Here is a 14,392-nt window from a genome sequence, read left to right as displayed (position 1 = left end):
CGATTTATGCAGCTATTCCAAGTTGCAGCAGGGTTCTGGCAACACGGAGCGAAAGGGATCCCTGACTGCCCAACCGATTTGGAAACTCTCTCACCGACAGCAAGCTCAATACAGGGATCCCCGCTTGGGCAGCTCCAACACTGGGCCAGTGTTTGCCACCGTTGCTTTTGGATCCCAAGTTCCTGCTGTCAGCTAGCGTGTATGGTAGATGAAAGCTTGTTTTTGGGTCTTTCCCCGTCCCTATGCCCAGGGCTAGCACCTCTCGCCATCAGACCGACCCCCGCTTCAGCTCTGCTATCGCTACGCGAGGCTTTCGCGAACAGGCCAAAGGGTTAAAGCCCCACCAACAAAAGCAACTGCAACGGCTCTATCAACTGCGCCTACCCCCCGACCGCTTGGTGACGGTGGAGTTTGCCCAACGGCTGGGATCCCTGACCCAAGAGTTGGAAGGCCGGCCCATCAGCGTTTACCTCAACCGGCGCGGCCAGGTGATCCGCGTAGGGGTGGGATCCCCTTTTGAAACCCAGATTCCCGCTTGGGAATTGCCCCGCCAGGGGGCCGAGCGCCTATCCGGGATCCGCTGCATCACCACCCAAATGGGGGAGGGGGGCCCCGGTCAAAAAGCGCTGACGGCCATGGCTTTGCAGCGTTTGGATGCCCTCATCACCCTTTCCGTGTCCAAGTCAGGAGGGCACCGACGCCGGGGAGGAGCGGCTACGGGCTTTGTTCACCGGGCCTATCTGGCCCATCTGCTGCCGGAGGGAGAGCGCCGTTGGCAGGTTTCTGAGCCTTTGCCTTTGGGGATCCTGGCAGAACAGGATCTGCAGGAGCTGGTGGCGGAGCTAGAAGATGGCTTTCGGCGCCAGTTGACCGCCCGCCAGGTGGATCTGGATCAGGATCGGGCCATCCTGGTGGGGCTGCAGGAGTCCGGGCAGAGCTACGAGGATCTCATGGATGGGTTGGCGGAGCTGAGCCGCCTGGTGGAGAGTGCCGGCGGACAGGTGCTGCAAGCCCTCTGGCAGAGGCGGGAAGGCCCCAATTCGGCCACGGTAATCGGATCCGGTAAGGTGCAAGAGCTGGCTCTGCTGGTCCAGGATCTGGGCGCTAACTTGGTGGTGTTCGACCGGGAACTTACCCCCAGCCAGGTGCGCACCCTGGAAGAGGCCCTGGGAGTGCGGGTGGTGGATCGCAGCGAGGTGATCCTGGATATTTTTGCCCAGCGGGCCAGAACCCGGGCCGGAAAATTGCAGGTGGAGCTGGCCCAACTGCAGTATTTGCTGCCTCGCTTGGCCGGTCGCGGTCGCACCATGTCTCGGCTAGGTGGGGGCATCGGCACCCGTGGCCCGGGGGAAACCCAACTGGAAATGGAGCGGCGGGCCATCCAGCGGCGCATCAGCAAGCTGCGGCAAGAGGTGGAAGAGCTGCGCCGCCACCGCCAGCGGCTGCGCCAACGGCGCGAGGCATCCCAAATTCCCGTGGTGGCCCTGGTGGGCTACACCAACGCCGGCAAATCCACCCTCCTCAATGCCCTCACCCATGCCCAGGTCTACGTGGCCGACCAACTCTTTGCCACCTTGGATCCCACCACGCGGCGGCTGGAGCTGCCCAACCGGCAGGCGGTCCTGCTGACCGACACAGTGGGATTTCTAACCGAATTGCCAGACCAACTGGTGGATGCCTTTCAAGCCACCCTGGAAGAGGTGACGGAAGCCGATGCCCTACTACATGTGGTGGATCTCTCCCACCCCAACTGGGAGGGGCAAATCGAGGCGGTGGAAACATTGCTGGACGAGATGCCCTTGGCCACTGGTCCCCGGCAACTGGTGTTTAACAAAATCGACCGCCTGGATCCCGAATGGGTAGAGGATGTGCGCCTGCTCTACCCGAAGGCCCTGTTTGTTTCCGCCGCCACCGGCCAAAACCTGGATCAGTTGCGCCACACCCTGGCCCAATTTGCTGCAGTTCTAAGCCCCAACCCCTTCGATAGTCAGGAACCCAGAGATCCCTAAAAGCATTCCATAAGGATTTCCAAACCTGCATAGCTCATCTTCATCCGCCGTCAACATAAACATTCAGTTACATTGAGATCAGGATTGTGACCCGACTTAAAGTTAGGGAGAGAACATGGCCACCACTGCAGTTGCACCTCAAGTCGCACCTCGCCTGGCCCAGCCCCATCTGACGCTGCAAACTCTGCCCATCGGGGCCGACACCCTTGCCATTCGCTCCCAAGATTGGGATCGGGATCGATTTGACATCGAATTTGCTCTGGAAAATGGCACCACCTACAACTCCTTCTTGATTCGCGGCGAGAAGGTGGCCCTCATCGACACCTCCCACGAGAAGTTTCGCCAGTTGTACTTGGATTGCCTGCAAGGGATCGTGGATCCCACTGCGATCGACTACCTGGTGGTCAGCCACACCGAGCCAGATCACAGCGGCCTAGTCGGTGATCTGCTGGAGTTGGCACCCCAGATGACGGTGGTGGCCTCCAAGGTGGCCATGCAATTTCTGGAAGATCTGGTGCATCGGCCCTTCCGGCGGCTGGTGGTGAAACAGGGAGATCGCTTGGATCTGGGCAAAGGGCACGTTCTGGAGTTCATCTCGGCCCCCAACTTGCACTGGCCCGACACCATCCTCACCTACGACCACGGCACCCAGATCCTCTACACCTGCGACGTGTTTGGGATGCACTACTGCGACGACTTTGCCTGGGATGAGCATCCCCATCTGCTGCAGGCGGACTTTAAGCTCTACTACGACTGCCTCATGGGGCCCAATGCCCGCTCGGTGTTGTCTGCCCTGAAGCGCATGGAAGCCTTGCCTCCCATCGCTGCCATTGCTACCGGCCACGGCCCCCTACTGCGCCATCACCTGTCCGACTGGGTGGGGCAATATCGCACCTGGAGCCTCGAGCAGGCCAAAGCCGAGCGGATGGTGGCAGTGTTCTACCTGTCGGGATATGGCAAGGCGGAAGCGTTGGCCCAGGCCATTGCCCGTGGGATCCAAAAAACCGGCATCCAGGTGGAGCTGGCAGATTTGCGGCTGGTGGATGCCCACGAGGTGCGGGAGCTGATGAGCTTGGCCGCCGGTGTGGTGATAGGCATGCCGCCCCAATCGGGGCCTGAGGCCGCCACCACTCAAGTGCTGCTGAAAACCCTTTTGGCCTCTGCCCACAGCAAGCAAGGCTTTGGTCTGTTTGAGTCGGGCGGCGAAGATGATGAGTCGGTGTACCTCTGCCGCAACACCCTGCAGGAGATCGGCGCCAAAGAGGTGTTTGCCCCCATTCTGCTTAAGCAGCCTGCCGGCGAGGCTCTGCTGCAACTGGCCGAAGAAGCAGGTACCGATCTGGGGCAGTGGCTGACGCGGGATCGCAACATTCAGCAGATGAAAGCCTTGGATGCCGACTTGGATCGCGCCCTGGGCCGCATTAGCAATGGCCTCTACATCATCACTGCCCGCAAAGGGCAAGCCACCAGCGCCATGCTTGCCTCCTGGGTAGCCCAAGCCAGCACCGATCCGCCAGGGATCAGCATTGCGGTGGCCAAGGATCGGGCCATCGAATCCTTCCTGCAGGTGGGAGATACCTTCGTGTTAAATGTGCTGCAAGAAGGCCATTACCAACCCTTGATGCGCCACTTCCTGAAGCGATTTCCACCGGGAGCCGACCGCTTTGCCGGGATCAAGACCTACCCTGCTGCCAACGGATCCCCCATCTTGGCCGATGCTTTGGCCTACCTGGAGTGCCGTGTGGTGAGCCGCCTGGAAACCAGCGATCACTGGGTGGTGTACAGCACCCTAGAAGCTGGTCGGGTCTCCAGCCCAGAGGGCCTCACCGCCATCCACCACCGCAAGGTGGGGAATCATTACTGATTGAGGCGTGAGCAGTGAGAAGGGAGAAGTGAGAGATGATCCCTCACCTCCAGCCCTTCTCCCTGGGGAAGCTGGGATCCCTGTAGCGAACAGACTCACAAATTCAATAGGACTGCCGATAGACCAAGCCATCGGGATGTAGGAAAAAAGGGCTGTCTTCTCCCAGGCGGATCCCGATCTGCTCCAGCTGTTCCCCTTGGCGGGTCGCAGGCCCTAAGGGCAGCCCCTCTGTTCCCTGTTGAATCCTTTGGGATCCCTGCTGGGCTGGCCGATAAGGGACGCTGCCCAAACCCGAAGAGAGGGGATCTGAGGGGGCATACCTCTGTCGCCAGCGCTGGTAGGGGCTGACCGGTTCGCGAAAATGTTGCGTAGCGATAACCTCTGCCTTGTCGAGTGCAGTAGCAGTGTGGAGCACTTTCTGGGCTGTCGAGAGAGTAGAGGCAAGTGTTGACGATTCTGACAACTGCAACTGTGAAGAGGGCGAAAGGACGACCATCGGGCATGGCTCAGCTTGTGCCCAAGCCCCCGGCGCAAAAACCCAGGCAAGCCAGCAAAAGAAGATGGCACACCGCATGGGAAGATCCCTCCATAGGCCCAACCCAGTCGTCTCTCAGGCCATTTTTCAAGGGCAGGACTGAGAGCACAGCTCCCATCTTGCCGATGCCGACTTGAAGGCCGGGTGCTCGGGATCCCCCCAGTTGAGTGATCTCGATCAGATCAGCAGACCTACTCTAGAAATGGGGTCTAAAGCCCTGCTCTACCGCTGCGCAGTTTGCCTTGGCTTAGCCAGCCAGTAGAGCAAGGAGCATGTCAAGAAACGGCGGATTTGCCAGGATAGTCTGCGCTGCTGACCCGTACATAGGCGTGCCAAGCCAAGTCCAGCAGGCCATCCAACACCGCTGCAGCCACTGCCGGGCCTCCTTTGCGTCCCTCAGTGCGGATGTGGGGCACCATGGAATCGGCTAGCTCCTGCTTGGCTTGCACCACGTTCACAAACCCAGCCGGCGTGGCGATGACCAGAGCAGGGGCCACCTCCTTCTTTCTAATCAGCTGCACCAAGGTGGAGAGGGCAGTCTGGGATTGGCCAATCACAAAGATCGCCTCAGGGTAGCGTTGGGCCAGGGTTTCCAAGCCCCAAGCGGAGCGGGTCTTGTCCCTTTGGGGACGGGTAATGGCTTCGCTGCTGCAATAGATGGGGTTGGAAAAGGTGTTCTGAACAGCCCAGGCAATGCCCACCTGCACCATCGGCTCATCGACCACAATGGTGGTACGCGCTGCCAAGGCCGCCGCCCCAGCCTGTAAGGCTTCGTTACCAAAACGGATGAGGTTCAAGTACTCAAAGTCGGCAGTAGCATAAATAACCCGACGAACCACCTCATACTCAGCAGGAGAAAGCTCGTGCTTGCCCACCTCCTGGTCGATGATCATCAAACTCTCTGCATCGGTTACGTGCCACTCCATCGGTTCCAGACCCCACCCGCTGTTTACCTCCGTAATGACAGGATTGTACCTGCAGAGGCTTCAGTTGGTGGGAAAAGCCATTGCTTAGCCCGGAGGCCAGCCCATCCCCCGACCGCCCAGAACGTGAATGTGGAGATGAAAGACGGTTTGCCCGCCGTCCTCTCCTTCGTTGATCACCAATCGGTAGCCTTTATTTAAACCTGCCTCGGCAGCCACCCGCTGAGCGGTCAGCAGGAGATGTCCCAGCAATGCCTCATGTTCGGGCTTGGCCTGGGAAATGCCGGGGATGGGCTCTTTGGGCACCACCAAAATGTGGACAGGGGCTTGGGGGGCAATATCTTTGAAGGCCAGGGCTCTATCGTCTTCGTAAACGATTTGTGCAGGGATCTCCCTGCGAATAATCTTGCCGAAAACTGTGTCGCTCATGGGTGCTCACAAATTAGTTCTGCCCTTAGCCTACCTGCTAACCGCACATTCTCCCACCCAGGTGGCGAGAGTGGCGCTCGGCACCTACTGCTTCAGCAGCCATTCAAATTCCTGCCGCAGTGATTGAATATGCCCCACTCGCGAGACCAACAGCGCATCTCGCCCGGCATCGCGAAAACGAGAGCGCCACAAACTCACCAAATCGGGGTTGCTGCACCAAAAGCGGATAACAGCATCGACCAACTGATCCAAGTCCCAGCCGCGCCGGGCCGGCACTTCCTCCACGGATCCCAGCAACGCATCGAGGGTGCAGGAGCTGGTACCCAGGTATTCCACCCCACAGGGCCGCTGGGCCAGCTTCTGTTGCTGATGAAAGAACTGCAGAGCAGGGGCGATGCCGATGATCTCGAAGGTGTAAACCATTGGGCTCAGTCCTACAGAGTTTTTTGCGAAAGATCCTAAAAAGGGGACTAGCAGTCTCACAACCAAATCAAGGTTGGGATCCCTTCCCAACTATCCTCGATCTGATCCTGGATGTTAGGTATTGATTATACTCAACTTGGGCAAAATGCCAAGGCAAAGGACAGGCAGATCCCTGCGTGGCGAAATACTTTTGCGCCACAGAGGAAGGCTTTGCCTGATGGGCACTCCCTCGTTCAGCTCTGTGTAAATAATCTGTGCAGAAATCTGTGCAGATAAGAGGTAAAGCTGCTAGCAAACACAAGTGAGGACTGCTAGCATCCAATGGGATCTTTTGCTAATTGGCTTTAGCTACACAACTACAGCCCACTAAGGGACCACGGGATACGGTTGTATGGTCATTCTAGGCTAATTGAGACACTCCCCAAGCGTTCCGCGCCGCTGCCGCGACCACCCCCAGCCCCTTTCCCAGAGGGAGTCATCCCTCACCCCCAACCCCTCTCCCAAAGGGAGAGGGGAGTTAGGAAGCAATACAACAGAAATCTTTCAGTTCTGTTTAAAATGACTATAAACCTGCTTGTTTTAAACCTCGTTGGGGTCAAGCCTCGGAAACACGATTTTTGTATCCCCCAGTTTGTGAACAGGCTGTATTGTCACCTGCCTTTTCTGCAGACATTGAAGCAGACATTGAAGATTGTGACTTGAGGCAAGCAAAAGCACAGGCATCAAAAAACTGGCGTGGCCGCATTCTCCGACCGCGCCACCAGCTCAAGCCCTCTCCTCTACCCAAGTCGGTATTGCGTCTTGGGCCTTTTCTTGAGTGGGGGGGAGTTGAAACTGGATGCGCGGCTGCCCTACCCCATAGGTGAGGGTGTAGCTCCACTGCAGGCAGCGCAGCCACAGGCGGGGGTAACGCGCTTCTAGCCAGGGCTGCAGGCGACGCAGCAGATTTGGAAGCCAGCCCCTGAACAAAGCAGAGGTCAAGGCCAGGCCGGTATAGCTGAGGTAGGTGGGTAGCCACTGGGCAAAGCCTTTGGCCCCTACGGCCTCCCAGATCCACAGCAGCAGCCGTGGGTTTTGCAGGGCAGCTTTGATGGCCATGCGGTTAAAGGCCAGCCAGCCAGCCCGGTCTTTGATGAAATCGTCCACCACCTCCGGCGGCTCGGTGGCGAGAATGCCGAAAAAGCTGTTGAGAGTGGCATTGATGCGCTCGGGGGGCAGCACCTTGCCGGTGGGCACCATCATCCCCCGCGAGAAGAGCCAGGTGACGGCCGAGTTGCCCTGGTAGGCCCGGATCTGGGCTAAGTCCGCCGCCCTGAGCAGGTCGTGGCGCAGCGCCGTATCCAGCAGATCGCACAGGCGGGGGCAATTGCGCACCAGGGATCCAAAGCCGGTAAAGCTAAGGGGCGATTGCATAGCCGCCGCATCCCCAATGAGCAGCACCCGGTCAAAGGGTTCCGAGGACTCCGCCCCGCTGCCGCCAACAGGGTGCCGGGGCTGGCCAAATCGTCCGGGGATATAGCCGAAGGTCGCTTTTTTCCACTGCAAGCGCTCTGGGTCGCAGCGGCGGTATTCCGGCAGAATGGTGAAAAAATCTTCGTACAGTTCCAGCAGGGATCCGGGGTTTTCCGGATGCACCTGGTGGTAGTGGAACAGATAAAAGGTAAGATCTTCGCCTGGGCCGGGGAACAGCTCCCAAATGAGTTGCCGACCGCGGCTGATGTCCCCGTGGCTGGCCAGAATGTCCCCAAACTGGGGATCCCATACCCCTGGCTCAAACCCCCCCGCAATGGTAGCCCCCACCGTGGGGCAGACGCTATCAAAAGCCCGATGGCGGTAAAGCTGCTGGGCAATGGGAGAGACTGTTCCCATAGCATCCACCACAAGGCGGGATCCCAGCCGAAACTCCTCGCCGGTGGGCAAATCCTTCAAAACCAGCGTGACGCCTTGTTCGCCAACATAGGCCCGCTGAAACTCGGTGCGCTCGTAGATAGCTCCCCCGCAGGAAGTGAGAATTTGGCCACAGAGCTGCAATAGCTTTTCCGCGTCAATGGCCAGATTGAGTACCGTCGGCGTGTGCAAAACGGGAGCGCGAACCGGGCTATTGCCGTCAAAAAACTTGTTGAACCCATCCGTGTATTCCCGCAGGATCAAGCTCTCCATCTGCTCGGCGCTCAAAAGGCCCAAATCCACCAGGGTTTGCAGCTCCCGCCGGGAGATGTTCCACTCGCGGTTCATGCGGCCAAAAGGGAGTCGCTCCACCAAGGCCACGCGGTAGCCCAAGCGAGCCATGGCCGCTCCATAGATGGCTCCCAGCGCTCCTCCCACGATGGCCAGATCCCACTCCACCGGGGCCGGCTCAGGGGCAGGCTGGCGAAACAAGACCGGCTGAGCAGAGCGGTGGGCTGCGTGGCAATGTTGTACTTCTTCCCGCCAGCGCTTTTCCCACCAGTACACCCGCTGTAGGTCGAACTCGCCATTGGGGATCCGGCGAAAATACTTCACCGTTTGCGGGTAGAAAGGCTCAAGCTGATCGAAGATGGATCCCCGGTTCAGGTCGATCTGGGGCAACTGCGGGTAGCGGTGGGGAAATTGGCTTTGAATGGCCTGTTCCAGCTCTCCCAGCCAGCGAGCTTGGCGGGGGAAGGGCTGCTCCGACCACTGGAACACCTTGAGATAGGTAGTGTTCAGCCCCGACCACAAGAAAAGGGCCAGCTCAGCGCCGGATCCCTGTAGGCGCAGGCCCGTGGGGGTAAGAACCTTCTGGCTGCCTTGGGGCAGGGGGATACACTCCTGTAGCCAGCGCAGCACTTGAGCACTATCGGGGCAAGGGATCTCGCGGTAGTAAAGGGAAGTAAGCACGGCGCCGAGATAAGAAACCGAGCAAATCTTTACCCATTGTGACATGAGGGGATCCCTTCCCCTTGCCGATCCCGGGGATCACCCTCTACCCAGTTGTTCCCCGAGCTGCAGATCTGCAGGGGTGTTGCAATTGGTGAGCATCCTCTCAAGGGACTCCGTCCCGCTGTCGGGAACGGTCAGGGGCAGGATGGCTGTTGGCACCTGGGACAACCAGCCCTGAAAGGATCTTCCTCCTGCCTGCAAGAAACTCTCCAGAGAACCTAGCTGCGCCAGGCGATAGAAGCCACACAGGGGCTCCCAGCCCCGCTGACTTTTGGGCAGGGCGGCCACCGTCTGAGGGGGCAGGGTGGCAAGGCGCCGTCGCCAATCCCCAAGAACCTGCTCCTGCAAGCAGGGCAGATCGCAGGCCAGTAGCAGGATCCACTCCGGGGGAACGGCCAGGGTTTGCAGCCGCCGGATCCCCTCTTGAAAGGCCAGCAGCGGGCCTCGGTGTTGCTCTGCAACGCTGTCGCGGCTGTGAACGTTTTCCCGCCAGAGATGCCAACCGGGATCCACCACCGACGCATAGCGCTCCGGCCAGGGGGTGAGGATGTAAACCGCGTCGGCGCAGGCTGCTGCCACCTGAGCCACCCGTCGCAGCAGGGGGATCCCATCCCAAAGCACCAGGGCTTTGTCGGATCCCATGCGGCGGCTGTTGCCCCCGGCCAAGATCAGAGCCACGACCGCAGGCGGGGAATCTTCAGGCATTTTGGACATCCAGTTTTCCACAACGAGCAGCAGGTATTTGTGGAGGAATAGGATAGGGATCCCATCCTCTCCTCACTCTAGCCGCTATGTCTGAGCCCTCTGGTCGTCTGGTTTGGAACCACTCTACCCATATCTCAGGGTTGATCCCTGTTTTGGAACGCCTGACCCGGCAGGCGGGCATTAAAACCGTGACGCCGGGCGCTCTGTCCTGCAGCCGTGGGCGGATCCCCCAGTTGCAGTTGCGGGTTTCGGTGCCGATCCGGGGCGGGTACAAGCTGGTGGCCCGCAAGGGAAGCAGCGTGCAAGAGGTGTTTGTGGTAACGGATCTCAGCCAAACCGAGCTGGAGGCAGCCATTCTTCGCTGTTTGCAGTGAGCTCTTCTGGCAACGCAACCGAGCCTCGTTCTTGCTACACAACGCTGTCCCGACCCAGAACTTCGTCCTGCTGGGGCAAATGGCACATCAGTTGAGGATGAGTTAGCTATGTCTCGTGCTAGTCTCAAGCCCGCCCGTATCAGCGCTGTTTTACCCGGATCCCTGGCAGCAGAAGTGGGCATCCAACCTGGAGAGGCCCTGGTCAGCATCAACGGCGAGCGCCCCCGCGATCTCATCGACTACCGCTTCCTGATCGCCGAGGAGTATGTAAGCCTGGAGATCTTGAATAGCCAAGGGATCCCGCGCACAGTTGAGCTGGAGAAGGGGATCGACGAGGATCTGGGGCTGGAGTTTGAAACGGCCCTGTTCGATGGCCTGATCCAATGCGCCAACGCTTGTCCCTTTTGCTTCATCGACCAACAACCTCCGGAAATGCGGGCAACGCTGCACCTCAAGGACGACGACTACCGCCTCAGCTTTCTCTACGGCAGCTACCTCACCCTCACCAACTTGCCTGCTGCCGAATGGGAGCGCATCGCTCGCCTGCGCCTTTCTCCCCTCTACGTGTCAGTGCATGCTACCGACCCGGAGCTGCGCAGCCGCTTGCTCAAAAACCCGCGGGCTGGCCTGATTTTGGAGCAGTTGGCCTGGTTTCGCCAGCATCGCTTGCAACTGCACGCGCAGGTGGTGGTCTGCCCAGGCTGGAACGATGGGGATCACCTCACCCGCACACTCCTCGATTTGGCCGCCTTTCGCCGGCCCGTAGACGGGATCCCCACCGTCCTCTCGGCAGCAGTGGTGCCTATGGGGCTGACGCGCTTTCGCCCCCCTGGTGATGAGCTGGTTCCTGTCGATGCGGCCAAGGCCCGAGAAGTGATCCAGCAGGTGGAAACTTTGCAGGTCGGGTTTCGGCAAACATTGGGATCCACCTTTGCCTGGCTGGCCGATGAGTGGTATCTGCTGGCCGGGCGGGAACTGCCACCGGCAGAGCACTATGAAGATTACCCCCAACTGGGGAATGGCGTGGGATCCCTGCGCCTATTTTTGAGCCAGTTTGAGCAGGTGAGTTTGCCTGCCGGCTTGGCCTCTCCGGTAAAGGCCCTTTGGGTGGTGGGCAATGCCGTGGGGCAAGCCTTCCAGCCCATTGTGCAGCGCCTGAATCGCATCCACCATTTGCAGCTCACGCTGCTGCCCATCGCCAGCCGATTTTGGGGCCAAACCCTGACGGTGACCGGGCTGCTGACGGGGCAGGATATCTTGGATGCCCTGAAGTCTGTGGAAAACTTGGCGGCCTACGATGGGCTGCTGCTACCTCAGATTGCCCTTAAGGATGGGGAGCGCTTTTTGGACGATCTGACCTGGCAGGATCTGCAGGCCCAGGTGGGGATCCCGGTGGTGCGGGTGGACGGCGGGCCGGCAGGCTTGGTGCAGGCGGTGCAACAGCTAGAACAGGGCTATGCCTACGGCACCCTGTGTTGTTCCGCAACGCTCGGGCGAAGGGAAACTGCACCGCTGACGCGACCAAGAACAGCTTTGAGCCGAGGATCCTGAGGCGATGCAGAGGTTGCGGCGAGGATTGTTTCTGCTGCTGGGGGTGGGGCTGGGGATCCTGGCCATCACGGGCTTGGCGGCTTTCTACGTAGATCTGGCCTGGTTTGCCGAGCTGAATGCCCTGCCGGTGCTGTGGACGCGGGTAATTGCCCGCTGGGGGCTGGGCCTGGGCGCTTTCCTCTTTGCCCTGGCGGTGACGGGATCCAACATCTGCTCCTGCTGGCGGGGGGCAACCTTGACCGGGGCCTGGGCGATTGCCACAGGTTTGAGTGTTTTCTTTGCTTGGTCTCTTTCCAATCACTGGTTCACGCTGTTGCTCTGGCTGAACCAGGGGCCCGTCGGGGAGTCGGATCCCATTTTCAACCGCGATCTCGGCTTTTTTCTCTTCAGCCTGCCTTTCTGGGAGACGCTGCAGCATTGGTGCTTCAACCTGGTGCTGCTCACCTTGATTGCCGTTGTCCTCATCTACTTGGTAGAGCTGGGGCTTTCCGAGCAACGGCTGACCTTGGCCCTCTCTCTCTATGCCCAGCGGCACCTGCTGATCTTGGGGGGATCCCTGTTTCTCATTCGCGCCTGGGGCCATTGGCTGGATCGCTACGAGCTGCTCTATTCCACCCGCGGCGTTGTGTTTGGGGCCGGTTTTGCCGATGTGCATGCAACCTTGCCGGCCACGACCTTGATGAGCGGGGTGGCGGGCTTGACGGCGGTGGGATTCTGGGCTTTGGCCCGCCAGGGGATCCGCCTCAACCTTCCTTTCCTCAAGTCCTGGTGCCCTTCCTGGGCCAGCTCTCTCCTGGCGCCGGCCATCCTCTGGGGGGCCTACCTGGGGTTTGGGCTGCTAACCACCCAACTTTATCCCCAACTGGTGCAAACTTTCTTGGTGGCCCCCAACGAGCTGGAGCTGGAACGCCCTTACATCGAGCACAACATCCGCTTTACCCGCGCCGGTTTTGGCCTTAGCCAGGTGGAAGTGCACCCTTTCCCAGAAGAGGGATCCCTGACCTGGGAGATCCTGCAGCAGAATCAATCCACCCTGAGCAACGTGCGCCTCTGGGATGCGGATCCCCTATTGGCCACCTACCGCCAACTGCAAGAAATCCGCCCCTACTACCAATTTCCCTATGTGAATGTGGATCGCTACCGCATCGGGGGAGAATTGCGCCAAGTTATGCATGCCGCCCGCGAGCTGGACTTTGCCCAGGTGCCCCCCGCCGCCCAAACCTGGGTTAACCGGCGGTTTTTCTACACCCACGGCTATGGCCTCACCCTCAGCCCGGTGAATGTGGTGACCCCTGAGGGCCTGCCGGACTTTTTCCTGTCGGATATCCCGCCGCGGGTTTCTCCCCGCTACCCTGAGGTGGCCTCCGTCTTGCGGGTGGAGCAGCCGGCCCTCTACTATGGCGAGCTGACCACCACCGATGTTTTCGTGGGCGCTGAGGCGCGGGAATTGGACTACCCTGCAGCAGAGCGCTATGTGTACAGCAGCTATCAGGGCAGCGGTGGCGTGCCCATTCCCCACCTCTGGCAGCGGTTTCTCTACGCCTGGCATTTTGGCGATCTGCGCATCCTTCTCAGCCGCGAGCTGTCTTCTGCCACCCGCTTTCTCTATCGCCGCCAAATCCGCGAGCGCATCCGTCGGGTGATGCCCTTTTTGCTCTACGACCGGGATCCCTACCTGGTCATTCAAGGCGGCAAGCTCTACTGGTTTTTCGATGCCTATACCACCAGCAGCCGCTACCCCTACTCGGAGCACCTGCCCGGCTTTCCCTTCAACTACATCCGCAACTCGGTCAAGGCGGTGATGGACGCCTACAACGGCAGCATCGATTGGTACATTGCCGACCCTCGGGATCCCCTCATCCAAGCCTACGCCCGCATCTACCCCACCCTCTTCAAGCCTCTGGAGGCAATGCCGGAGCCGCTGCGGCAACACATCCGCTATCCCCAAGACCTCTTCCGCCTGCAAGCGCAGCAGTTTGCCACCTACCACATGACGGATCCCCGCCTCTTCTACAACCGCGAGGATCAATGGCAGATCCCCGGCCAGTTCCGCAATCGACGGCGCATTCCCATGCAGCCGCAGTATCTCATTCTCACCTTGCCGAGGGATCCCCAAGGGGTTGCAAACCACACTCCTGAGTTCGTCCTCCTCTCCCCCTATGCCCCTGTTAACAAGCAGAACATGGTGGCTTGGATAGCGGCCCGCTGCGACGGGGAAAACTACGGCAAGCTCCTGGTGTACGAGTTTTCCAAGCAACGGCTCATCTATGGCCCGGAACAGGTGGAAGCACGGGTCAATCAGGATCCCTTAATCTCCGAGCAAATTTCCCTCTGGAACCAGCATGGGTCGCGGGTGAACCTGGGCACGCTGCTGGTCATTCCTATCGAGACTTCTTTGCTCTATGTTCAGCCCCTTTACATCGAAGCAGAACAGGGCCGCCTGCCCCAGCTCACCCGGGTGATCGCCGCCTACGAAGACCGGGTGGTGATGGAACCGACTCTCGGCCAGGCCTTAGAAGCCCTCTTTCTGCCGAGGGGCAGCCGATAGAGAAAGGGATCCCCTCCTCATTTTTGAGGCAGGTGGTTGACGAAACTTAACGGATGTTTTAAGTTTAGGTTGTCAATCTTCGCGCTTCCTTAGGGAAGTTTGACCTCATGACTACTGTTATCCAACGTCG

The 14,392-nt window shown here is 59.6% G+C and carries 12 protein-coding genes; 6 read left to right on the top strand and 6 right to left on the bottom strand.

The genetic code is table 11. The features are described 5' to 3' along the window. Nucleotides 1–22: 22 nt before the first annotated feature. The 3 genes from ACVWVQ_RS09550 (at nucleotide 23) to ACVWVQ_RS09540 (ending at nucleotide 3,873) form a co-directional block, all read left to right on the top strand. Complete coding sequence (locus tag ACVWVQ_RS09550) at nucleotides 23–196, top strand: hypothetical protein (RefSeq protein ID WP_457508180.1); 174 nt, start codon at nucleotides 23–25, stop codon at nucleotides 194–196. Between the two features lie 46 nt (nucleotides 197–242). Next, the gene (hflX, locus tag ACVWVQ_RS09545; RefSeq protein ID WP_457508178.1) at nucleotides 243–2,009 is read left to right on the top strand and encodes a GTPase HflX; all 1,767 of its coding nucleotides are present in this window, start codon (nucleotides 243–245) and stop codon (nucleotides 2,007–2,009) included. 115 nt (nucleotides 2,010–2,124) lie between these two features. Beyond that, nucleotides 2,125–3,873, top strand: coding sequence for a diflavin flavoprotein (locus ACVWVQ_RS09540; RefSeq protein WP_457508176.1), 1,749 nt, complete (start codon nucleotides 2,125–2,127; stop codon nucleotides 3,871–3,873). 103 nt (nucleotides 3,874–3,976) lie between these two features. Here the strand turns inward: ACVWVQ_RS09540 and ACVWVQ_RS09535 are convergent, their stop codons facing one another. From ACVWVQ_RS09535 to ACVWVQ_RS09510, 6 genes are all read right to left on the bottom strand, one after another. Next, nucleotides 3,977–4,369 carry a hypothetical protein gene (locus ACVWVQ_RS09535; RefSeq protein WP_457508174.1) on the bottom strand — a complete coding sequence of 131 codons (393 nt, stop codon included), beginning with the start codon at nucleotides 4,367–4,369 and terminating at the stop codon, nucleotides 3,977–3,979. 314 nt (nucleotides 4,370–4,683) lie between these two features. Continuing rightward, complete coding sequence (locus ACVWVQ_RS09530) at nucleotides 4,684–5,334, bottom strand: precorrin-8X methylmutase (RefSeq protein ID WP_414329433.1); 651 nt, start codon at nucleotides 5,332–5,334, stop codon at nucleotides 4,684–4,686. 84 nt (nucleotides 5,335–5,418) lie between these two features. Then, nucleotides 5,419–5,760: a histidine triad nucleotide-binding protein gene (locus ACVWVQ_RS09525; RefSeq protein WP_011432043.1), complete on the bottom strand. Its 342-nt coding sequence runs from the start codon at nucleotides 5,758–5,760 to the stop codon at nucleotides 5,419–5,421. Nucleotides 5,761–5,844: 84 nt separating this feature from the next. Further along, on the bottom strand, nucleotides 5,845–6,183 hold the full coding sequence (locus ACVWVQ_RS09520; protein WP_414329426.1) for a hypothetical protein: 339 nt from the start codon (nucleotides 6,181–6,183) through the stop codon (nucleotides 5,845–5,847). Between the two features lie 765 nt (nucleotides 6,184–6,948). Next, nucleotides 6,949–9,087, bottom strand: coding sequence for an FAD-dependent oxidoreductase (locus tag ACVWVQ_RS09515; RefSeq protein ID WP_457508172.1), 2,139 nt, complete (start codon nucleotides 9,085–9,087; stop codon nucleotides 6,949–6,951). Between the two features lie 33 nt (nucleotides 9,088–9,120). Beyond that, nucleotides 9,121–9,798, bottom strand: a complete 678-nt coding sequence (locus tag ACVWVQ_RS09510) for a molybdenum cofactor guanylyltransferase (protein ID WP_457508170.1) — start codon at nucleotides 9,796–9,798, stop codon at nucleotides 9,121–9,123. 77 nt (nucleotides 9,799–9,875) lie between these two features. Between ACVWVQ_RS09510 and ACVWVQ_RS09505 the strand changes: the two genes are divergently transcribed. From ACVWVQ_RS09505 to ACVWVQ_RS09495, 3 genes are all read left to right on the top strand, one after another. Beyond that, complete coding sequence (locus ACVWVQ_RS09505) at nucleotides 9,876–10,163, top strand: DUF2103 domain-containing protein (RefSeq protein WP_414373940.1); 288 nt, start codon at nucleotides 9,876–9,878, stop codon at nucleotides 10,161–10,163. Between the two features lie 108 nt (nucleotides 10,164–10,271). Then, nucleotides 10,272–11,714, top strand: coding sequence for a TIGR03279 family radical SAM protein (locus ACVWVQ_RS09500; RefSeq protein ID WP_457508168.1), 1,443 nt, complete (start codon nucleotides 10,272–10,274; stop codon nucleotides 11,712–11,714). A gap of 4 nt (nucleotides 11,715–11,718) precedes the next feature. Further along, the gene (locus ACVWVQ_RS09495) at nucleotides 11,719–14,262 is read left to right on the top strand and encodes a UPF0182 family membrane protein (RefSeq protein ID WP_457508167.1); all 2,544 of its coding nucleotides are present in this window, start codon (nucleotides 11,719–11,721) and stop codon (nucleotides 14,260–14,262) included. Nucleotides 14,263–14,392 lie beyond the last annotated feature (130 nt).

Source organism: Thermostichus sp. MS-CIW-36 (assembly GCF_054059035.1).
The sequence above is the reverse complement of the archived record's forward strand: the minus strand, read 5'-3'. Positions and strand labels throughout refer to the sequence as shown.

Coding starts and splice junctions, on each gene's coding strand:
- ACVWVQ_RS09505 (WP_414373940.1), top strand. CDS start 9,876: ATGTCTGAGCCCTCTGGTCGTCTGGTTTGGAACCACTCTACCCATATC.
- ACVWVQ_RS09535 (WP_457508174.1), bottom strand. CDS start 4,369: ATGGTCGTCCTTTCGCCCTCTTCACAGTTGCAGTTGTCAGAATCGTCA.
- ACVWVQ_RS09520 (WP_414329426.1), bottom strand. CDS start 6,183: ATGGTTTACACCTTCGAGATCATCGGCATCGCCCCTGCTCTGCAGTTC.
- ACVWVQ_RS09495 (WP_457508167.1), top strand. CDS start 11,719: ATGCAGAGGTTGCGGCGAGGATTGTTTCTGCTGCTGGGGGTGGGGCTG.
- ACVWVQ_RS09515 (WP_457508172.1), bottom strand. CDS start 9,087: ATGTCACAATGGGTAAAGATTTGCTCGGTTTCTTATCTCGGCGCCGTG.
- hflX (WP_457508178.1), top strand. CDS start 243: ATGCCCAGGGCTAGCACCTCTCGCCATCAGACCGACCCCCGCTTCAGC.
- ACVWVQ_RS09500 (WP_457508168.1), top strand. CDS start 10,272: ATGTCTCGTGCTAGTCTCAAGCCCGCCCGTATCAGCGCTGTTTTACCC.
- ACVWVQ_RS09540 (WP_457508176.1), top strand. CDS start 2,125: ATGGCCACCACTGCAGTTGCACCTCAAGTCGCACCTCGCCTGGCCCAG.
- ACVWVQ_RS09525 (WP_011432043.1), bottom strand. CDS start 5,760: ATGAGCGACACAGTTTTCGGCAAGATTATTCGCAGGGAGATCCCTGCA.
- ACVWVQ_RS09530 (WP_414329433.1), bottom strand. CDS start 5,334: ATGGAGTGGCACGTAACCGATGCAGAGAGTTTGATGATCATCGACCAG.
- ACVWVQ_RS09510 (WP_457508170.1), bottom strand. CDS start 9,798: ATGTCCAAAATGCCTGAAGATTCCCCGCCTGCGGTCGTGGCTCTGATC.